The sequence below is a fragment of the Deinococcus marmoris DSM 12784 genome (assembly GCF_000701405.1).
GTDB classification, from domain to species: domain Bacteria; phylum Deinococcota; class Deinococci; order Deinococcales; family Deinococcaceae; genus Deinococcus; species Deinococcus marmoris.
The window spans coordinates 1-18171 of record NZ_JNIV01000001.1 but is presented as its reverse complement, the minus strand read 5'-3'; the positions used below and the strand labels follow the sequence as shown (position 1 = coordinate 18171).

Sequence of the window (18171 nt, the reverse complement as noted above, 5' to 3'; positions counted from 1 at the left end):
GAAGAGGGGCGCAGAAAGGGTATCCCTTATTTCAAGTCCAATTCCTGCCAGAAGTTGCAGCGGTGGTCATTGGAAAACAGGATGCTGGGCCGAACCCCGTCCGGCGTGAAGACCTGCACGTTGTTCTGGGCAGGATCGAAGGTCTTCCAGTCCGCCGAGGCAGGCTTTCCAGTTTTGATAAACGCCACCCACGCCGCGCTGAAGGCGTCCGAGAGCTGGCGCTGGGCTGGGGTGAAATCGGCGAAGTCGGCCAGACCGTCCACCTTGCTCTGGAAGGCGTAGGCCAGCCCGCTGGAGTGGTGCGCGCCCAAACTCGGCAAATCCACAGGGGTCTTGACGATGGTGACGGCGTTCGGATCGTTGAACTCGAAGGCGTAGACGGGCACGTATTTCGACAGCGCCGCATTCACCCGCAGCGCCGGGCAACTGAACACCGCGTCGGTGAACATGGTGGCAAAGGCCAGCGCGGGCGTGCCGAAGTTGCGGTACGGGTACTGCCTGAGTACCTTCGTCGTATTCGCGGCCCCCACCGTCAGACCCGTGCCGCCCCAGTACACCACCGGACTGATCGGTTTCCCATTTGGCGAGGCCACCGAGACAAACAGCCGCCCCTCGTCGTGGTTGGTGCCGTTCATGACGGGCACGCGGTTGAACTGCCCAGTGGTAAAGGCGTCACGCAATGTCAGCGGCAGGAGCTTTGAGGCATACACCGGGGACCACACCAGATTGGCTGCCGGGCGCAGGCCAGGGACTTTAGTGGAGAGCAGTTTGTCTACAGGCGCGGCGCGCAGACAGGCAAGATCGTCGGCCTTGCAGCCCAGATTCGAGGCGTACTTCTGGTTGCGGTTCTGTGCGTCGGCCAGGGTGACGCTGTTGCCGGGGCTGGTACACAGCCCGCTCTGGATGATCGCGCCCCGGAACAGTCCGGCAGAGGCGGGCGAGGCCAGATGCGCGCAGTTGCTCATGCCGCCTGCCGATTCCCCGGCAATGGTGACTTTGGCGGGATCGCCACCGAAGGCCGTGATGTTGCTCTGCACCCATTTCAGCGCTGCCTGCTGGTCCATCAGGCCGTAGTTGCCAGACTGACCACCGCCTGCCTCACCCCCCAGCGCAGGCAGCGAGAGCCAGCCCAGCGCGCCCAGACGGTAGTTGAGCGTGACCACCAGCATGTTGTTTTTCTCGGCCAGGACGCTGCCGTCATAGGCGTTGGCGGACCCGGCAGTGTAGGCCCCGCCGTGAATCCAGACCATCACCGGGAGGTTGCTGGCGGGGGTGGCCCCCTTCGGCGCGTACACGTTCAGGTACAGGCAATCTTCCTGGCCCTTGACCGCACCGGGAGTCTCGCCGGGCAGGGCGAACAGCGCCAGCACGGTCTGCGCGCACTCGCCGCCAAATTTACTGGCGTCGCGCGGCGTGTTCCAGGCGGCGGCAGGCTGGGGCGGTTTCCACCGCAGCTCGCCCACGGGCGGCGCGGCGTAGGGAATGCCCAGAAAAGTGCGGGCGGCGGCCTGCTGACCGACAACCGCCCCCTGGTCCGTCTGAACCGTGACGGGCTGCTGGGCGTGGGCAAGACTCAGGAAGGCGAGGGCCGACAGGGCCAGCAATCGGGATGGACAGAGCATGGGGTGGGCCTCCTGAAGAAAAGACGGTGGGTGCTGTGCTGAACGGATATAAATTCTCCCGCCAGCATAGAACGCCCACCGTCTGCCCCGCCTCAGTTTTCTAGTTTCAGTTCACCGGACGCGCCAGCTCCAGTACCTTGCCGGAACGGGTGGTCAGCTTGAGCATCGAGCCAGCGACTTCATAACTTGTCACTTCGGAAAGGTCTTTCAGGAACGCTTGCTCCTGCTCGGCCAGCGCGGGATCGGCACAGGCGCGGCGGGTGGTCGCCAGCGGCCCGAAGGTCAGCCCGCCGTCCATGACGTCATACTGGCCCATCAGGTTGTTGCAGCCCGTGGTGCCGCTCATGCGTCCGCCTTCGCCGAAGGTCAGGGTCAGAGGTTCGTTGCCCTGTCCGCCCACCAGCCGCCAGGTGGCCCGCAGCCTTTTTTCCATCTCGCTTCCCAACGTAAACACCGCCTTTGATGTGCCAGAGGTCAGAATCAATGTATCGCCCACCCGCACGAAGGCGCGGGCCTGGGCCAGCACGTTCAGGTAGCGCGTTTCGAGCGTCATCTGCGCCTCGGCGCACAGCTTGCGCGTGGCCGCAATCGGGCCGAGTTTGAGGGTGCCGCCCATCTGAAGATTGTTTCCGAATATGCCGGAGGTGCTAAAGACATTGCACCCGGCAGACCCGGAAACCTGCGTGCCGTCTGCGGTGGAAATACTGGTGCCCAGCAGCTTCAGCGTGGGCGCGTCCAGGCCGCCCGTGGTGACGGTGCCCTCAGCGTCGCTCAGGCGGCTCAGCGTCCAGGTGCCGTCGGCGATCTGCGCGGCAGAGGCGGTGGTCAGGGTCAGGGCGGCGCAGAGGATCATACAGCGGGTCAAAAGGCTTCGTTTCATATCGTTTCCAGAGTTCACGCCGGGGCGTGTCGAACATCATCTTGGCCCGCCCGACTGACGGCGATGTGACCTCCCCTCTCACCAGAACTTGACCAAAAAGGGTGGACTCCAGGCTAAGGCTCGGAGTCCACTGCAAGAAAATCCCTGGCTCAGTCGCCTCTGAAAATCTTGCCCACCTTGTCGAAAAAGCCCTCGTGCTTCTCGTTGACCTCGTCCCCCACGGCGCGGGCATAGGCCAGCAGCGCTTCACGAGCCTCGGGGGTCAGGTCCTTGGGCTTCGGCACGATCACGTCGTATTCCACGATCAGGTCACCGCTGCCGCGTCCCTGCAAGCGGGGCATGCCCTGACCGGTCAGGCGGTGCAACTCACCGTACTGGGTGCCCGCCTTGACCTCCACGGCCTGTTCGCCGTCCAGCGTGGGCACCGTGATCTGGCCGCCCAGCGCCGCCTTGGCAAAGCCGATGCGGGCCGGGTAGATCAGGTGTTCCTGCTCGCGGCGCAGGGCTGGATGGGGTTCCATCTCGATGTGCACGTACAGATCGCCGCTGCCTCCCGGTCCCTCATTGCCCATGCCGGATACGCGAATGCGGTAGCCCTCGTCGATGCCGCGCGGCAGCTTGACACCCACTTTCTCGGCCTTCAGGGTGCGGCCACGCCCTTTACAGACGGTGCAGGGGTCCTGAATGATCTGGCCCTCGCCCCGACAGGTGGGGCAGGCTTGCTGGGTTTCCACCACGCCGAAGATGGTCCGGGCCTGGGCGCGCACGGCTCCCGCGCCGCCACAGGTGGCACAGGTTTTGGGCGGTTTGCCCCCCGGTTCGGTCTTGCTGCCGTGGCAGTGTTCGCACTCGGTCAGGCGGTCCACGACCACCTCGACTTCCTCGCCCGCGCGGGCCTGGAGCAGCGTGACCTGAACTTCCGTTTCCAGATCGTCGCCGCGTGCCGGGCCGCGCCGCCCGCGCCCGCCTGCCATACCGCCGAACAGTTGCTCGAAGATGTCCATCGGGTCAAAGCCTGCGCCGCCCATGCCGCCGAAGGGATCGCCACCAGGCATGTTCGCCCCCGGAGCCGAGCCGAAGCGGTCATAGTGGGCGCGTTTCTCGGCGTCAGACAGCACCGAGTATGCCTCGCTGATCTGGGCGAATTTCTCGTGCGCGCCCTCTTCCTTGTTGCGGTCCGGATGGTACTTGAGGGCCAGTTTGCGGTAGGCAGATTTGATTTCGTCGGCGTTTGAAGTTCTGGTCACGCCCAGTAATTCGTAATAATCCATGTGTCGTATTCCGCCGGGCAGCCTTCATCTTGGGGCGTCATCACTGACTCTGAGGTGCCGGGCCTCCGCTCAATAGGTTAACATGACCACACTCAGGAAAAGTAGGCGCGGCGCAGTCGCGGGTCTGCATCAGGAAGCAGGGCCTGGAGTCCGCCCCCACTTTCGAGCGTGACGGCAAGGCCAGCCTGCACTGGGTCCAAAAATTCCCGGCTTGACACCCCGGTCATGAATCCGTAAGATGCAGAGGTCCAATTAGTTAGTCATCTAAGTAGTTTTGCTGCCCCACCCGCCGGAGGAATCTCTTGACGCAAAGTCCTGCCCACACCGCCCCGCTGAGCCTTGAAGCCGTGAACGCGCTGAGCGCCGACGCCTTTACCGACTACTTCGCCGGGGTGCTGGAGTACTCGCCGCAGTATGCCCAGGCCGCTGCCGCCCAGCGCCCATTTCAGAATGCCGAAGAGGTGGCCGACGCCTTCAAGGACGCCGTGCAGACCGACTCCGAGAGCGCGCAACTGCGGCTGATCCGCGCCCACCCGGATCTGGCGGGCAAGGCGGCGCTGGCCGGGGAACTGACCGCCGAGAGCGCCCACGAGCAGGCTTCGGCGGGTCTAGACCGCTTGACGCCCGAGGAATTTGCCGAGTTCGGACGGCTGAACGACGCCTACCACGAGAAATTTGAATTGCCCTACGTGGTCTGCGTGCGCGAAAACGATAAAGACAGCATCTTCGAGGGGGCCAGGCGGCGGCTGGCGAACACCCCCGAGCAGGAAAGGCAGGCCGCCCTGCACGAGATCAGCCGGATTGCCCGGCTCCGCGTTCTGGACCTGATCGCCGACGGCGACGGGAAATAAGGGGAGGAAGCGACATGACGCAGACCACAGACCAGAACAATGCAGGCAAGAAGGCCACCGTGAAAGTCAAACTCGGCGAGAACAACTACGGCAAGGCCGAAATTAACCTGATGAAGATCAACCGGGGCGGCAAGCGCCACGAGATTCGTGAATTGCAGGTGCGCGTGGCGATGACTGGCGATTTCGATGCCGCGCACAGCCAGGGCGACAACTCCGAACTGGTTGCCACCGATACCGTCCGCAACACCGTGTACGGGCTGGCCAAGGAAGGCTTCACGAGCAGCCCCGAAGTGTTCGGCAAGGAACTGATCGCGCACTTCGTCAAGACTGGCCCCAGGGTGACTGGCGGCTTCATGGAATTCACCGAACACCTGTGGGACCGCGTACAGGTCGGCGGTCAGGGCCATGACCACTCCTTCGTGCGCCAGATGCCCAAGCGCACCGGACGTGTGGAGAGCGAGGACGGCAAGGCGTTCAAGGTCACCTCCGGCATCGCAGAGCTGTACGTGCTGAAGACCACCGAGAGCGGCTGGGAAAACTACCTGCTGGAGGAGCGTTTCACCACGCTGCCCGAAACGCATGAGCGCGTGATGGCCACCTTCGTGACCGCCAGGTGGGAGTACAACACCGATGACGTGGACTACGACGCCGTGTGGGAAAAGGTGTTTACGCAGCTTCAGGAAACGCTGACCGATCACTACTCGCCCAGCCTCCAGAACACGCTGTACCTGATGGGCGAGGCCGTGCTGTCGCTGTGCCCGGAAATCTCGCGCATCTGGTTCCGCATGCCCAACATGCACCACCTCCAGTACAACCTGGGCCGCTTCGACCTGGACAACAACCTGGAGATCATGCACGTCGATCCCGAACCCTACGGCCTGATGGAAGGCTGGGTCGAGCGCGCTTGATGGGCGCACACGCCGGACTGAGTACGCACGTCCTGGACACCGCGCGGGGCCGTCCCGCGCAGGGCATTCCGGTCCAGTTGCACCGCGTCGAGGGTGAGACGCGCAAGCCGCTCGCCGAGGCGGTCACCAATGCGGACGGACGCACCGACGCCCCACTGATCGAGCGCGGCAGCCTCCAGAGCGGCACCTATGAGCTGACCTTTCATGTGGCCGACTACTTCTCTGATTTCGACGCGGCCACCGATCCACCCTTTCTGGACGTGGTGACGCTGCGCTTCACGGTGGGCAACCCGGACGCGCATTACCACGTTCCGCTGGTGATGACGCCGTGGTCCTACAGCACCTACCGGGGAAGCTGAGCTTCAGCCCTCAAATTCAGCAGAGCCGCCCGCGAGACCAGCTCCGGGCGGCTTTGTTCTGCTTAATCTTGATGCTGAAAGGCAGAAACCTACGCCTCCTCATCCCCGTCCAGCAGGTAGGTCACCATGCTGCGGCAGTGGGTGAAGCCCATGCGGGCGTACAGGGTGCGGGCGGAGTGCAGGTGATCGTGGGCGCGCACGCGCAGGGTCCGCAACTCGGGATGGCTCTGGGCCTCGGCGGCGGCCAGGGCCAGCAGCACGCGGCCCAGGCCCTGCCCGCGCTCGGCGGGGTGGACCGCCAGATACGTCACGTCGGCGCGGGCGTCGTCCGGGCTGAATTCCAGCTCGGCAAAACCCACCGGATGGTTGCCGCGCCACAGGGCCACCAGCCGCACGGTGTCGTCGGCAAAGTGGGCGGCGTACTGCTCGGGGGTCCAGTCCAGGCGTCCGGCCCAGGCGTCCTCGGCGGCGCGGTACAGGGCGCGGTACTCGGCGATGGGCAGGCTGTCCGTGGTCCGCATTCCGTCCGGCACACGGGCACCACGCGAGATCTGGGCCAGCGGCGCAGAATAGAAGGCGGTGCTGTGCAGGGGTGCAAATCCCGCCTTCTCCAACGCGGCCCGCACGGGCAGATTGTCGCGGGCGCTGAAGGCGTACACCGGCTGACCGTCGGTGTGCTGCACGGCGCGGCCCAGCAGGGCCTTCATCGAGCCGCCCTCGCTGCCAGCATTCTCGGCAATGGGGCCTTCCAGCACCAGACCGTCGCGGAAGGGCGACAGGGCGCAGTAGGCGCGCACGCCGTCGTCATCCTCCTCGACCAGACACAACCCCTCCTCGCACTCCAGATGCAGTTCGCGTGGGTCACGGGAATCGGGGGCAAAGACCTCGCGTTCGGGGGCCGCGTCCATCCAGTGCAGCAGCGCGAGAACGTCGGGAATATCGGTGGCCTGCATGGAACGGATCATGGGGGTGTCCTCCGTGCGGAAAGGCGATGCGGATTGGCGGCAGGTTCTGGCGGCAGGTTGAGGTGCTACCTCCCAGCCTAGGAGGCGGAATGGTGCGCTGTCTGCCGAGTGCGTCACGCCCTTTTTTGCCGCGCCGTGCTATGCTGGGCGCATGCCCTGAACAGGGTACGACGCCTGCCTCCTCCCAGACACGAAGCCGTGTTTGAGGGGCCTTTTCTTTTTTGGGGGATGCAGGTCAGCAGCTTGACCCGACAAAAAGGACTGAGGGCAGGGAGGCGGGAACGTTTTTTCGGAGGTGTTCGCCGTGACCAAACAGTCCAGCAAGCCGCTTGGGATCAACCACAACCGTCAGGGAGGCCGCCACAGCGTGCCCGCCGCGCCGCAGAAGTCCCTGCTGGCCGAGGTCCAGACCGGAACCGATCTGCTGGCCCTGCGTGCCCAGTTGTCGCGCGCCGAGAAGGCGGCCCGCCGCGCCCCCACGCCTCTGCCCGCCCGCGCGGTCCGCCCGGCCCCGGTCAAGCCCCAGCGCGAGGTGGAGCTGGCCGGAATCGCCACCGACGATTTCAGCCTGTCGCGCGCCCACGCCCGGCTGCGTGACGCCGTGTACGACGCGCACTATCACCTGTGCCCACACGCCATCGGCCACGCCCGCGCCGAGGGCTTTCTGGAACACGACATTATCGATGTGCTGCTGTGCGGGCGCGTGCGGGCGGTGTACCCGGAAGACCGGCGCTGGCTGGTTCACGGCTCCTTTGAAGCCTGCGGCGTGGCCCTGCCGCTGCATGTGGTGGTGCAGTATCATCGGGATGGACATCTGGACATCGTAACGGCCTTCGTGCCCAGGCACCCGCACCACATCATCAGCCGCGCGAGGCTGGCCGTGATGCTGCGCTACGACGACGAGCAGATCAGGGTCCGCACCAGCACGCCAGGGGCAAAGGCGGGGGCGCGCGGGCGGGGACGTTGGAAACGCTGAGAGCCTGACGAACTCCAGATCCCCCTCCCCCCTGCTACCCTTGGCCCCGTGACCCGTTCTGGCCTGTCCGACACCATCGCCGCCATCGCCACCGCCCCCGGCAGCGCGGGCGTGGGCATCGTGCGGGTCAGCGGGCCGGACGCGTTGAACGTGGCAGACGGCGTATTTAAGGGCAAGCGCGCACCCTCCAGAACGGCGGGTGGGCGTTTTCTCTTTGGCGAACTGATTGCCGACGACGGCGAGGTGCTGGACGAGGGGCTGTGTCTGGTGTTCCGGGAACCACGCAGTTACACGGGCGAGAATGTGGTGGAACTGCAATCGCACGGCAGCCCGGCAGTGCTGAGTCGCGTGCTGGCACGGGCGCTGGAACTGGGCGCACGTCCGGCGCGGCCCGGCGAATTCACCCTGCGGGCGTATCTGGCGGGCCGCCTGGATCTGGCGCAGGCCGAGGCCGTGCTGGGGCTGGTGGAAGCCCAGACCGACGGCGCGCGGCGGCAGGCCAGCCTGGGTCTGTCCGGGGCGCTGGGCGCGCGGGTGTCGCGGGTGGCTGCTGGACTGATCCGCGCCCTGGCCGCCATCCAGGCCATGCTCGATTACCCGGAAGAAGGCGTGCCGGACGAGGACCGCGCCGAACCGCTGGCCCAGGCCCAGGCCGAGTTGGAGGCCCTGCTCGCCAGCGCGCGTGCCGGACAGGTCAGCACGCGCGGCGCACGGCTGGCCCTGATCGGGCGGCCCAATGCCGGGAAAAGCAGCCTGCTGAACGCCCTGGTGGGCTTCGAGCGCAGCATCGTGACGCCCACACCCGGCACCACCCGCGACTATCTGGAAGCCGGGCTGGAGCTGGCAGGCGTGCCCGTGACGCTGGTGGACACGGCGGGCCTGCGCGAAACGGTGGACGAGATCGAGGCGGCGGGCGTGAGGCAGGCACGGGCACTGGCCGAAGCTGCCGATCTGGTGCTGGTTTTAGAGGACGGCAGCACAATGCGCGAGGAGTTGCCGCTGGACGTGACTGGCACGCCCGCCCGCGTTATCCGGCTCAGAACGAAGGCTGATCTGCCCGCCGCGTGGACCGATTTGGAGTCGTTGGACGTGAGCGCGGTGACGGGCGCTGGCCTCCCCCAGTTGCGCGAGGCGGTGCGGATGGCCCTGCTGGGAGACGCAGCACGCGGCGAGGCATGGCTGACCACCGAGCGACAGGCGGACGCGGCGCGGCGGGCGCTGGGCCATGTGCAGGCCGCGCAGACCCTCCCCGACGATCTGGCAGGGTACGAGCTGGAAGAAGCCCTGCGTGTCCTGGCCGAGATCACCGGGCAGGACGTGCAGGAGGATGTGGTGGACGCCGTGTTCCGCAACTTCTGCGTGGGGAAATAAAGGGTCAGCCGTACTTTGTGCGGTGTTCCTTCTTCAGACGCGCGTATTCCTCGTTCGCCTCCGCCTCATCCCATTTCGCCTTGAAGATGCGGGCGGACTCGGCTTTCACGGGGTCCTCGGGCTGGCGGGGCAACTCGGCCCGTCCGTGCGCGCCACTCTGGCCTTTTTTATCGTCGGGGACAGGACCGTCGTATTTCTTGCCGCCCTTGTGGTTGGCGTAGCGGCGGGCACGGGTAAAGCCCATCTGCAAAAACTTGCGGGCCATGTCTGCGCCGACAAAATCACCGTCTTTCAGATACTTCTCGAACATGGAATAGATTGCCTCGCTGCTTTCCTGGGCGGCGTCCGGCGTGACGAACCGCCAGTGGGGCAGAATCTCACCCTTGTATGGCTGCACCAGCAGGACACCCTGTTCGCCCCGGCCCACGCGGTACAGCTCGGGCTGGGCACGCAGATCGAGTTCGGCGTAGTTCAGGTCATAGTCGAATTTGGGCATTTCCCCTCCTCACAGACGAAAAAATGGGCCACCGGACTTAACCAGTAACCCACTTTCAATCATTCAAACTTCAGTTCATGCGGTCGTCGTCCATCATCGCCTGGAGCATCCAGCGAATCTTGTCGATGGTGCCCGCGTAGCCGTTATACATATCGGCAGTGGCGGGATCGTTGGCCTCGTCCACCGTCTGACTGTCGTCGCGGAAGCCCCTGGACACGCGGGTCAGGTCACTGACCAGATCGGCCACCTGGGCGCGAGCGTCGCGCACGGTTTCGGTGGGCACCTTGACCACGCTGAAGCGCTCCAGATCGCTGGGTGCGGCGATGGGGCTGCCGCCCAGGGCCACCAGACGCTCGGCCTGCTCGTCGATGCCGGGGAAGATTTCCTCAATGAATTCGTCGTAGGCCAGGTGCAGATCGCGGAAGAAGCGGCCCCGGATGTCCCAGTGGTACTTCTTGAACTTCAGGTACAGAGTAATGGTGGTGGCGAGGTTGCGCTGGAGCGTCTCGGCCACGGTGTCGAACTCGCTCTCCGTCAGGTAGTTGTGGTCCACCAAGGCGTTGAACGGGGTGTCCAGATGGGCAGCGTCGGCCTTGGATTCACCGCCGGGGGTCACGCCGGGCTTGGCAGCTTTGGCCTTGCTGGCCTGATCGGCGGCGCTTTTGCTGGCCTTGCTGGGGCTGGAGGGATCGGTCTTGCTCTTCTTGGTCATACCCCACGCTACCCCCGCCGCACGGGTGCGGGCCATGCGTGTTTCTTTACCCTTGTGCGCCGAAGATGAGTTTGTTGCCCAGAACCTTCATCTCCACCTGCCCGGATTCCAGCAGTTCGGTCAGATGGGCGCTGACCACCGCACGGTTGAGAAGGACAGCCCCGGCGTTGGTCATCTCGACATTTAGTGCGCCGCAGACGCGAGCCAGCAGTTCGTCGATGCTGGCCTCTCCCCCCTTCACCGCATCCAACACCGCCTCAGTCGTCCGTTCATAGGAGGCGAGGTTGAAGGCCACCATTCCAGTTAAATCATCTGATGGATCGCCGTGGCCCGGCAGCACGGTGCGAACGCCCTCCAGTTCCGCCAGTTTCGCGGCACTCTGCTTTTGCAACGCCGAATCGGCGCAGAAGGTCAGCGGGTGTTTATTCAGTGCCTCCGGGCCGAACAGCGCGTCGGCGGCGTACAGGACCTCGCCCACGCGCACGGCGTACATCATGGAGGCGTGCCCGGCCACCTCGATCAGCTCGATGTCGGCCCCACCGATGCGGCACAGACCCGGCTCAGGAGCCAGTCGGGCAGGGCTGGGCGGCGCGAGCAGGAATTTGTTCTGCAACTCGCGCGGCGGGCGTGCGCCGAACAGCGTGAGCGGCTCCAGAATCGGGTGAGTGATGATGGCGTCTTCCAGCGGTGGGGCAAAGACTTTCAGCTCAGGAAAACGCTCCAGGATAAACGCATTGCCGCCGTGGTGGTCCGCATGACTGTGGGTGTTCAGGATGCCGCTGGGCGTCAGGCCCGCCTCTGCCACCGCCCGCAGCAGCTTGCGCGCGTGCGAGTCGTCCAGGCCGGTATCCACCAGCAGCGCGTCCGTTCCCCGGCCCACCACCACGAAACTGTTCACCGCGCCGGGAAAGTAGAGGACGCCGGGGGCCAGGGCAATCAGGGACATGGCAGACAGGGTAGCGTGGAGGCAGGAGGCGCACCCATGACCCTCAATGCCGAAATGCTCGTCACCCTGGCCGACATTCAGGCCGCCCAGACCCGCCTGAACGGCTGGGTGGGCCGCACACCGCTCATCGCCTTTCCCAACGAGGAACTGTGGCTCAAGGCCGAGAACCTGCATCCCACTGGGGCTTTCAAGTTGCGCGGGGCCTTCAACAAGCTGCTGTCGCTGACGGCTGATGAACGGGCCAGAGGCGTCGTCGCCCATTCCAGCGGCAACCACGCCGGAGCCGTGGCCTATGCGGCGCGGGCGCTGGGTATTCCGGCGGTGGTGGTCATGCCTTCCGGTGCGCCGCAGACCAAGCTGGCCGCCACCCGTGCGTGCGGCGCGGAAATCGTGCTGGTGGGCAACGCCAGCGAGGAAAGGGCCGCCAGAGCCAGAGAACTTGCGACGGAGCGCGGTCTGACCCCAGTGCCGCCCTACGATGATCCGCACATCATCGCCGGGGCCGGAACGGTGGGGCTGGAGATTCTGGAGGATCTGCCCACAGTCGGCACGGTGCTGGTTCCCGTCAGCGGCGGCGGACTGATTTCGGGGGTGGCCATCGCCATCAAATCTCAGCGCCCGGATGTGCGCGTGATCGGTGTCGAACCCGAACTGGCGGCGGACGCGCAGGCCAGTCTGCGGGCCGGGCAGCGTGTGAACTGGGAACCGGCGCAGGTGGCCCGCACCCTGGCCGACGGCCTGCGCGTGACGACACTGGGCGAGCTGACCTGGGAACACATCCGCGCCCATGTGGATGACATCGTGACGGTCAGCGAGGTGCAGATGCGGCGGGCGGTGCGCGACACGGCCCTGCGCGCCCGATTGATAGCCGAACCCAGCGGCGCAGTGACGGTGGCGGCGGCCCTGTACGGCGGGTACGACTTCGGCCCTGGCCCGGTGGTGGCAGTGGTCAGCGGCGGCAATCTGGACGTGGAGTTGTTGGTGGAATTGCTAGGGGAAGAAGGGACGTAAATCGGGTTTTTCCCCACCCGTTCCCGACCCCGAATCCTTCACCCAACTTTGAATCTGGCCTCACTCCATGCTTTAAGAGTTAAAGTAGCAACTTATGGAATACCGGAATCTGGGCAGGAGTGGTCTGAAAGTCAGTGAAGTCGCGCTGGGCGGCTGGGAAACCTACGGCGTGGGCGTGGACGATCAGAAGATGGTGCGCGATATCGTGACGGCGGCCTACGAGGGCGGCGTGAATTTCTTCGATCAGGCCGACATTTACGCCAAGGGCCGCAGCGAGGAACTGATGGGCGCGGTCCTCAAGGAACTGCCCCGGCACACGCTGGTGCTGTCCAGCAAGGTCTTCTGGCCCATGAGCGACGACGTCAATGACCGGGGCCTGAGCCGCAAGCATGTGCTGGAAAGCATCGGCAAGACCCTCAAGCGTCTGGAAACCGATTATCTGGACATCTATTTCGCCCACCGCTATGACCCCGACGTGCCGATGGAAGAAATCGTGATGGCCTTTGATCAGGTGGTCCGCAACGGTCAGGCCATGTACTGGGGCACCTCCATGTGGCCCGCCGCACGGATTGCCCAGGCCGCAGAATTTGCCCGCGCCAACGGTCTGCACGGCCCCGTGACCGAGCAGCCGGAATACTCGATGATGCGCCGCGAACGCGTGGAGAAGGAAATCCTGCCCTACACGGCGAGTGCGGGCATCGGTCTGGTGGTCTGGAGTCCGCTGGCGATGGGCCTGCTGACCGGCAAGTACGACGACGGCAAACCTGAGGGCGCACGCCTGACCGAGAAGGAAAACTGGGGCAAGAACTTCCTGACGGAAGAGAACATTCAGAAGGTGCGGGACCTGAAGCCGATTGCCGACGATCTGGGCATCACCCGGGCGCAACTGGCGCTGGCATGGTTGCTGCGCCAGCCGGGGGTCAGCAGCGTGATCACCGGGGCCACCAAGGTTTCCCAGATTCAGGACACCGTGAAAGCGGGCGGCGTGCGCCTCAGCGACGACGTGCAGCAGAAGATCGAGGAAATTCTGAACCCGGCGTAAGCGGCGAAAGAATCCTCTGTTGCCCCTTCCCGCGTGGAGGGGGCTTTTTGCTGTCATGCACAGGTCTGGCGATTCAGCGCACGTCGTCCCACAACGCCAGAGCCGCGCCGACGATCACCGAGGCCAGCGCCAGGAAAAAGACCACCCGGCCCAGCGGTTCGGCCAGATTCAGCGCGTCCCAGCCACCCAGCAGTTGCCACCAGTCATGGGTATCGGGATCGCCTGTAATCAGGTCCAGATTGCGGGTGGGCGCGTCGCGGATGTAGGCGGACACCCCCGCGAAGGATTGCCCCAGCCACAGCGTCACGATGCCCGCCGCGTAGCGGTCCCCACGCAGCAGGAAAGCGGCGATACAGACGGCAGGAATCAGCAGTTGGAACAGGCTGCCGCCCAGCAGCATGACCGTTTCACCCGCCCAGATCAGCAGAACGTGGCCCGCCTCGTGGAAGATCAGATTGACCAGATCAAGGGGATGGTTCTGAAGCGGGTGAATGACGCCTGGGACGATAAAAATAAGAGCCACGAGCAACCCCGCGATACGTGCCGCCTTGCGCTGAAGCGGAGTCACCGTTTACGCCCGTTCGCGCAGCCACGCCAGCAACAGGTCTTCCACCAGCTCGCTGACGCTCTCGGCGGTGTCGCCGTCACGCCGGACCTCGCGCCATACGGCCCGCAACGTCTCCTTGCGGATGTAGACGACTTCCACGCGTTCGCCAGATTCGCCCTTGTGGCGGCCATCGGGTGCGGGGGCGGCTTTGCGGAGTTTGATCTTCTTCTTTTTCTGACCGTCCAGATACTCGAAGCGGGGCACTAGCCAGCCCTCACAGCAGTTCCCGCGACAGGGCCAGGATGTCGGCCCAGGCCACAGCGGCGCGGGTGTCACGCACGTCTCGGGCCAGCGTGCCCAGTTCGGCAGCCTTCTGGTAAGCGGCGTACTGCCGCACGAGGGTGTTGCAGACGGTCAGGCCCTCGTCGCGCAGGTTCTCGCGGGCGTCCTCTCCGGCGTGGCCCACGGGCGGCACACGGGTCAGGACGATGCGGGTTTTGCGGCCCACATCGCCCGCCTCCAGCAAGAAGTCCAGCAGTTCGCGGGTGGAGTCCAGTTCCAGCGCACTCACGCCAGATGGGACCAGGATCAGGTCCACGCGTTCGGAAAGGCGGCGCAGTTCCTTGCGTTTGGGGCGGCCCTCGGTGTCGATCAGGACGGCATCGGCGGCGGCCAGTTTCTTGGGTTTTACATCGTCCGGGGTCAGCACGGGAAAACTCAGGCCAGCTTCTCCAGCACGCTCGGCCCAGCGCAGGCTGCTGCCCACGCGCCCGTCCTCGTCGATCAGAACGGTGGACAGGCCGCGCTCGGTGAAGGCTCCGGCCAGATGAACCGCCAGCGTGCTTTTGCCCACGCCTCCCTTCTCGGACGTGATGGCAAGGACGCGGGGCATGGAGGGAGCGTAGCAGACGGGCCGCCGGGTTGCGTCAGGCATGATGGGGGCATGGATATGGACGCCGAACGCCTGGAAACGCTGATGGCCGCCGAGGTGTACTGGACGGCGCTGGCGATGAAACAGCAGGGCAGCCGCTTTTACCGCGCCATCGGGGAGGCGTTGGAGGCCGCCGACGTACCCAACCGCCGCCTGATCTACCAGACCTGGCCGGACGCCGTGTGGGACTTCTATTTGCGCGGTTTGCGCCTGGATGCTGGAGAGTCCTCGCCGTCCTGGGGCTGACTGTCAGGCTGATGAATGGCGGCGTAGAAAACTGTGCGGATCAGCGTCCCAAGGGTCTGGAGGGGACCGCTGGACCGATTTTCCTGCACGTGCACCCTCTGGCGGGCCTTTCTGGCCTGAGCTTCTGGCTCGCTGCCGCCATCCGGCTGACCGATCACTCCCAGGAACAGGGCGCGGAACACGGCCCAGAGAGAGCTGAGGGCATTTCGCATCGAATAAACGCCTGCGCCGGGTGGGCCGATACTGGGGCTTGCCTCTGGCGTGCCACCAGCCGTCAAAGGCGAAGAAATTCAGGGTGTCCATCACGGCATACACCGCGTCTCTGAGCGTCTCCTTCAGGACAGAGAGCCACAGCGGACCGGATGGCACAAGCGGTGGCGTTTGCCTGAGCGGCCAGCCCGCGCGACGCGAGCCGGATTCTGGAGACGGCTTCATGCTTTCAGATACGTTGCGCGGGCTGGGCGCGTTCCCGCACTAGACTCCGGGGCATGAGCGACTCACACGATTCGACTGGCAACGAACCCACCCTGATGGCCGTTTTCGCCCATCCCGACGACGAGGCATTTTCCGTAGGCGGCACGCTGACGCATTACGCGCGCAAGGGTGTGCGCGTGCAACTGGTCTGCGCCAACCGGGGCGAGGCGGGCAAGATCACCGTGCCAGGGATGACCGTGGACGACCTGGGCCAGCAGCGTGAACATGAGCTGCGCGAGGCGTGCAAGGCGCTGGAAATCCCTGAACCCGTCTTTCTGGACTTCCACGACTCGGGCCGCTTCGAGCGCACCCGCTACGACGATCCGCTGGCAATGATGAATGTGACTCCGCTGGAGATCGAGGTCAAGTTGCGCGCCGTGATCGCGGAATATCAGCCGCAGGTGCTGGTGACCTTCGATCCGCACGGCGGGTACGGCCACATCGATCACCTCCAGATCAACCGGGCCGCCACCGCCGCCTTCTTCAGCACGGGCGTGTTGCCCTACGGGGGGCCGCAGCGGCTGTATTTCACGGCCCTGAACGTGGAGGCCGCCAAGGGTCTGGCACGCATGGGCACCGATCTCGATCCAGAGGTCTACGGCGTGTCCGACAGCACCATCGCCGTCAGCATGGATGTCAGCCCCTACCGCGAGAACAAGAAAGCAGGGCTGGCCGCGCACGGCACCCAGATGGGGCCGGACAGCCGCCTGGGCCAGATGTCGCAAGAGGAGCGCGACGAGATGGAAACCCGCATGCTGGGCTACGAGAACTTCAGCATTGGCGGCACGCGCACACCCATTCGCAACTGGCCCCTGAAGGGCTTGTTCGACGGTGTGGCGGGGGGCGAAGGGCTGGACTGAACCCGGCCCAGATTGACCTACAGCGTCCCCAGCCGCCGCGCCGCGTCTGCCGCCGCCTCTACGCCCCAGACGGCAGCGGCGACATGCAGGGCAGCGTGCAGGGCCGGAAAGCCGCCCGGCGTGGTGCAAAGCTGTGCGTCGGTCCACACCTCGCCCGCATGCACGTCGCCTGCGCCGTGGCCCCATAGGGTGTCGGCCAGATCTGCCGGGCCGCCCACCTCTCGCCCGGTCAGCACGCCAGCCTCGCCCAGCAGCAACAGGCCGCTGCCGCTTGCGCCGATGGGCAGGGCGGCATGGGCAAGAAGAAAGGTTTTGAGCAGTGGATCGCGGGCCGCCTTTAAAGCTCCGGGGCCGCCGGGCAGCAGCAGTGCAGCAGGCTCGGGCAGGGCGGCGTACAGCACATGCGGCGTGCTGACCAGTCCCCCGGCGGTCACGATGCTGGCACGCGAGCGGTTGACCGTCATGGCCGCGCCCTCGCCGCCGCACAAGCGGCAGACCGTGACCATGATGCCCAGTTCCAGTTCGCTGACGCCCGCGTAGACGGGAATGGCGACGATGGGACCGCCAGTTTCCTGCTCTGCGGACTGCACCCCGGAGTCACTCACGGCGAGGTAGAGGGGACCAGGGGCCGCAGCCGGTACTCCCGGCGGGCCAGAGGCGGGGCGACGTGGCCATCCTTGATCAGCGCGTCGGCGGCTTCCTCCGAGAGGCGTTCGATTCGCAGCAGGTAGGGGCGCAGACTGGCCGGGCCGTCAAAGCGACGCGGGTGGGTATCCCCCTCGGTCAGCAGATCGAGCCAGCCGATCACAGCGCTCGCCCATCCATCACAGTTTCTGCCCAGACATCACAGCTCTCTCAGGTCCTCCCAGAGCTGCCAGCCCACGCCCTCGGGGGTGCCGTCCAGCAGCGGCCCCAGGGCCTGCGAGGCTGCTGCGGCGTCCTCGTGCAGTTCGGTGTTGTCGGGGCGCTCGTCGTACACGCGCAGCACCGTGAACTGGTAAAAGATCTGGGAAGCGGTGGGATCGCCGTTCTCGAAAAAGGCAAAGGGCGGATTGACCGTGTCCCACAGCACATGGGCGCTTTCCTGCTCGGCCAGACCGGGGGGGGTGGGCAGGTCCAGTTCACGGGGCAGGAAATGCTCCAGGTCAACGTCGGCGTCCTGGGCGTGCCAGATATAGCCTTGCAACAGTCGGATAGCGGCGCGGCCTCCGGCCTGCGGTTCGGTGGGACTCACGCCGCACAGCATACCCGCTCGGCGCGCGGGCGGGGGCTTATGGCACAGGCGCAAAAGTCTTAACCCGTCAGATCGCCCCCACAATTCAACGGACAGATTCAAGGTCGCCCCGCTGCCCACCGCGACGTTTAAACTTCATCTATGGGAATTCCGGTAGGGCCACAGGACAGCGTGGAGTAGCCAAAAAGAGGGCCGGGCTGGTATCTGGAGTGTGTGAAGACAACCAAAGCCGCCCGGCCCGCTCAATGTACGCCGCCCTGCCCGTTCTGCCCGACGCCAACCAAAGTTGGCGTTCACTCCAAGGCAGATCAACGCTACCGCTGCCACCAGTGCAAGAAAACCTTCACCCAGACGTATGGGACGCCACTGTATGGCCTCAAAACTGATGTCCATGTGGTGTTCATCATCTTGACCCTGCTGATCTTCGGTTGTCCGATTCCTGCCGTGGTGGCCGCTTTCAAGGTGGATG

The 18171-nt window shown here is 65.2% G+C and carries 23 protein-coding genes; 10 read left to right on the top strand and 13 right to left on the bottom strand.

Annotation, left to right across the window (positions count from 1 at the left end; translation table 11 throughout):
* Window positions 1–26: 26 nt before the first annotated feature.
* From Q319_RS0100115 to dnaJ, 3 genes are all read right to left on the bottom strand, one after another.
* A complete protein-coding gene (locus Q319_RS0100115; protein ID WP_081845811.1) occupies window positions 27–1622 on the bottom strand; it encodes a carboxylesterase/lipase family protein in 1596 nt (531 codons plus the stop codon).
* Between the two features lie 106 nt (window positions 1623–1728).
* Window positions 1729–2502 (bottom strand): META domain-containing protein, encoded by a 774-nt coding sequence (locus Q319_RS25260; protein WP_081845810.1) that lies wholly within the window; start codon window positions 2500–2502, stop codon window positions 1729–1731.
* A 149-nt stretch (window positions 2503–2651) separates the two neighbouring features.
* Entirely contained in the window at window positions 2652–3773 is a 1122-nt protein-coding gene (gene dnaJ / locus Q319_RS0100105) for a molecular chaperone DnaJ (RefSeq protein WP_029479682.1), read from the bottom strand.
* Window positions 3774–4075: 302 nt separating this feature from the next.
* Here dnaJ and uraD point away from each other — a divergent pair, with 302 nt between their 5' ends.
* The 3 genes from uraD to uraH are packed head-to-tail and all read left to right on the top strand — an operon-like array spanning window position 4076 to window position 5891.
* Window positions 4076–4624 (top strand): 2-oxo-4-hydroxy-4-carboxy-5-ureidoimidazoline decarboxylase, encoded by a 549-nt coding sequence (gene uraD / locus Q319_RS0100100; protein WP_211252319.1) that lies wholly within the window; start codon window positions 4076–4078, stop codon window positions 4622–4624.
* A gap of 14 nt (window positions 4625–4638) precedes the next feature.
* Complete coding sequence (gene pucL / locus Q319_RS0100095) at window positions 4639–5532, top strand: factor-independent urate hydroxylase (RefSeq protein ID WP_029479680.1); 894 nt, start codon at window positions 4639–4641, stop codon at window positions 5530–5532.
* Window positions 5532–5891: a hydroxyisourate hydrolase gene (uraH, locus tag Q319_RS0100090; protein WP_029479679.1), complete on the top strand. Its 360-nt coding sequence runs from the start codon at window positions 5532–5534 to the stop codon at window positions 5889–5891. Before pucL ends, uraH begins: the two co-directional genes overlap by 1 nt.
* An 89-nt stretch (window positions 5892–5980) precedes the next feature.
* On the opposite strand, the gene Q319_RS0100085 is transcribed toward uraH, so the two are convergent.
* Window positions 5981–6856, bottom strand: coding sequence for a GNAT family N-acetyltransferase (locus Q319_RS0100085; RefSeq protein WP_029479678.1), 876 nt, complete (start codon window positions 6854–6856; stop codon window positions 5981–5983).
* Window positions 6857–7223: 367 nt separating this feature from the next.
* On the opposite strand from Q319_RS0100085, the gene Q319_RS0100080 reads away from it, so the two are divergent.
* Together Q319_RS0100080 and mnmE are read left to right on the top strand one after the other, a co-directional pair.
* Window positions 7224–7832: a DUF4258 domain-containing protein gene (locus Q319_RS0100080; RefSeq protein ID WP_051654972.1), complete on the top strand. Its 609-nt coding sequence runs from the start codon at window positions 7224–7226 to the stop codon at window positions 7830–7832.
* 48 nt (window positions 7833–7880) lie between these two features.
* On the top strand, window positions 7881–9203 hold the full coding sequence (gene mnmE / locus Q319_RS0100075; RefSeq protein WP_029479676.1) for a tRNA uridine-5-carboxymethylaminomethyl(34) synthesis GTPase MnmE: 1323 nt from the start codon (window positions 7881–7883) through the stop codon (window positions 9201–9203).
* A gap of 4 nt (window positions 9204–9207) precedes the next feature.
* Here the strand turns inward: mnmE and Q319_RS0100070 are convergent, their stop codons facing one another.
* The 3 genes from Q319_RS0100070 to Q319_RS0100060 all read right to left on the bottom strand — a co-directional run bounded on the left by Q319_RS0100070 (window position 9208) and on the right by Q319_RS0100060 (window position 11357).
* On the bottom strand, window positions 9208–9699 hold the full coding sequence (locus tag Q319_RS0100070) for a DUF4385 domain-containing protein (RefSeq protein WP_029479675.1): 492 nt from the start codon (window positions 9697–9699) through the stop codon (window positions 9208–9210).
* A 70-nt stretch (window positions 9700–9769) separates the two neighbouring features.
* Window positions 9770–10411: a Dps family protein gene (locus tag Q319_RS0100065; protein WP_029479674.1), complete on the bottom strand. Its 642-nt coding sequence runs from the start codon at window positions 10409–10411 to the stop codon at window positions 9770–9772.
* 46 nt (window positions 10412–10457) lie between these two features.
* Complete coding sequence (locus Q319_RS0100060; protein WP_029479673.1) at window positions 10458–11357, bottom strand: MBL fold metallo-hydrolase; 900 nt, start codon at window positions 11355–11357, stop codon at window positions 10458–10460.
* A gap of 36 nt (window positions 11358–11393) precedes the next feature.
* Between Q319_RS0100060 and Q319_RS0100055 the strand changes: the two genes are divergently transcribed.
* On the top strand, window positions 11394–12368 hold the full coding sequence (locus Q319_RS0100055) for a threonine ammonia-lyase (RefSeq protein ID WP_029479672.1): 975 nt from the start codon (window positions 11394–11396) through the stop codon (window positions 12366–12368).
* 94 nt (window positions 12369–12462) lie between these two features.
* Entirely contained in the window at window positions 12463–13410 is a 948-nt protein-coding gene (locus Q319_RS0100050; protein ID WP_029479671.1) for an aldo/keto reductase family protein, read from the top strand.
* A gap of 73 nt (window positions 13411–13483) precedes the next feature.
* Here the strand turns inward: Q319_RS0100050 and Q319_RS0100045 are convergent, their stop codons facing one another.
* Genes Q319_RS0100045 through Q319_RS0100035 form a run of 3 tightly spaced genes read right to left on the bottom strand, consistent with a single transcriptional unit; the run spans window position 13484 to window position 14849 of the window.
* Window positions 13484–13978 carry a hypothetical protein gene (locus tag Q319_RS0100045; RefSeq protein ID WP_156039107.1) on the bottom strand — a complete coding sequence of 165 codons (495 nt, stop codon included), beginning with the start codon at window positions 13976–13978 and terminating at the stop codon, window positions 13484–13486.
* A 3-nt stretch (window positions 13979–13981) separates the two neighbouring features.
* Window positions 13982–14221, bottom strand: coding sequence for a hypothetical protein (locus Q319_RS0100040; RefSeq protein ID WP_029479669.1), 240 nt, complete (start codon window positions 14219–14221; stop codon window positions 13982–13984).
* Between the two features lie 10 nt (window positions 14222–14231).
* Complete coding sequence (locus Q319_RS0100035) at window positions 14232–14849, bottom strand: ParA family protein (RefSeq protein WP_029479668.1); 618 nt, start codon at window positions 14847–14849, stop codon at window positions 14232–14234.
* Window positions 14850–14900: 51 nt separating this feature from the next.
* Here Q319_RS0100035 and Q319_RS0100030 point away from each other — a divergent pair, with 51 nt between their 5' ends.
* Window positions 14901–15134: a hypothetical protein gene (locus Q319_RS0100030; RefSeq protein WP_415814330.1), complete on the top strand. Its 234-nt coding sequence runs from the start codon at window positions 14901–14903 to the stop codon at window positions 15132–15134.
* Between the two features lie 488 nt (window positions 15135–15622).
* The gene (locus Q319_RS0100025; RefSeq protein WP_029479666.1) at window positions 15623–16468 is read left to right on the top strand and encodes a PIG-L deacetylase family protein; all 846 of its coding nucleotides are present in this window, start codon (window positions 15623–15625) and stop codon (window positions 16466–16468) included.
* A 17-nt stretch (window positions 16469–16485) separates the two neighbouring features.
* Here the strand turns inward: Q319_RS0100025 and Q319_RS0100020 are convergent, their stop codons facing one another.
* The 3 genes from Q319_RS0100020 to Q319_RS0100010 are packed head-to-tail and all read right to left on the bottom strand — an operon-like array spanning window position 16486 to window position 17702.
* Complete coding sequence (locus Q319_RS0100020; RefSeq protein WP_156039106.1) at window positions 16486–17073, bottom strand: type 1 glutamine amidotransferase family protein; 588 nt, start codon at window positions 17071–17073, stop codon at window positions 16486–16488.
* The gene (locus tag Q319_RS0100015; RefSeq protein WP_029479664.1) at window positions 17070–17276 is read right to left on the bottom strand and encodes a hypothetical protein; all 207 of its coding nucleotides are present in this window, start codon (window positions 17274–17276) and stop codon (window positions 17070–17072) included. Before Q319_RS0100015 ends, Q319_RS0100020 begins: the two co-directional genes overlap by 4 nt.
* Window positions 17277–17312: 36 nt before the next feature.
* Window positions 17313–17702, bottom strand: coding sequence for a DUF3208 domain-containing protein (locus Q319_RS0100010; protein WP_156039105.1), 390 nt, complete (start codon window positions 17700–17702; stop codon window positions 17313–17315).
* A 213-nt stretch (window positions 17703–17915) separates the two neighbouring features.
* Between Q319_RS0100010 and Q319_RS0100005 the strand changes: the two genes are divergently transcribed.
* On the top strand, window positions 17916–18171 hold a 256-nt coding region (locus tag Q319_RS0100005; RefSeq protein ID WP_029479662.1), incomplete at its 3' end, for a hypothetical protein.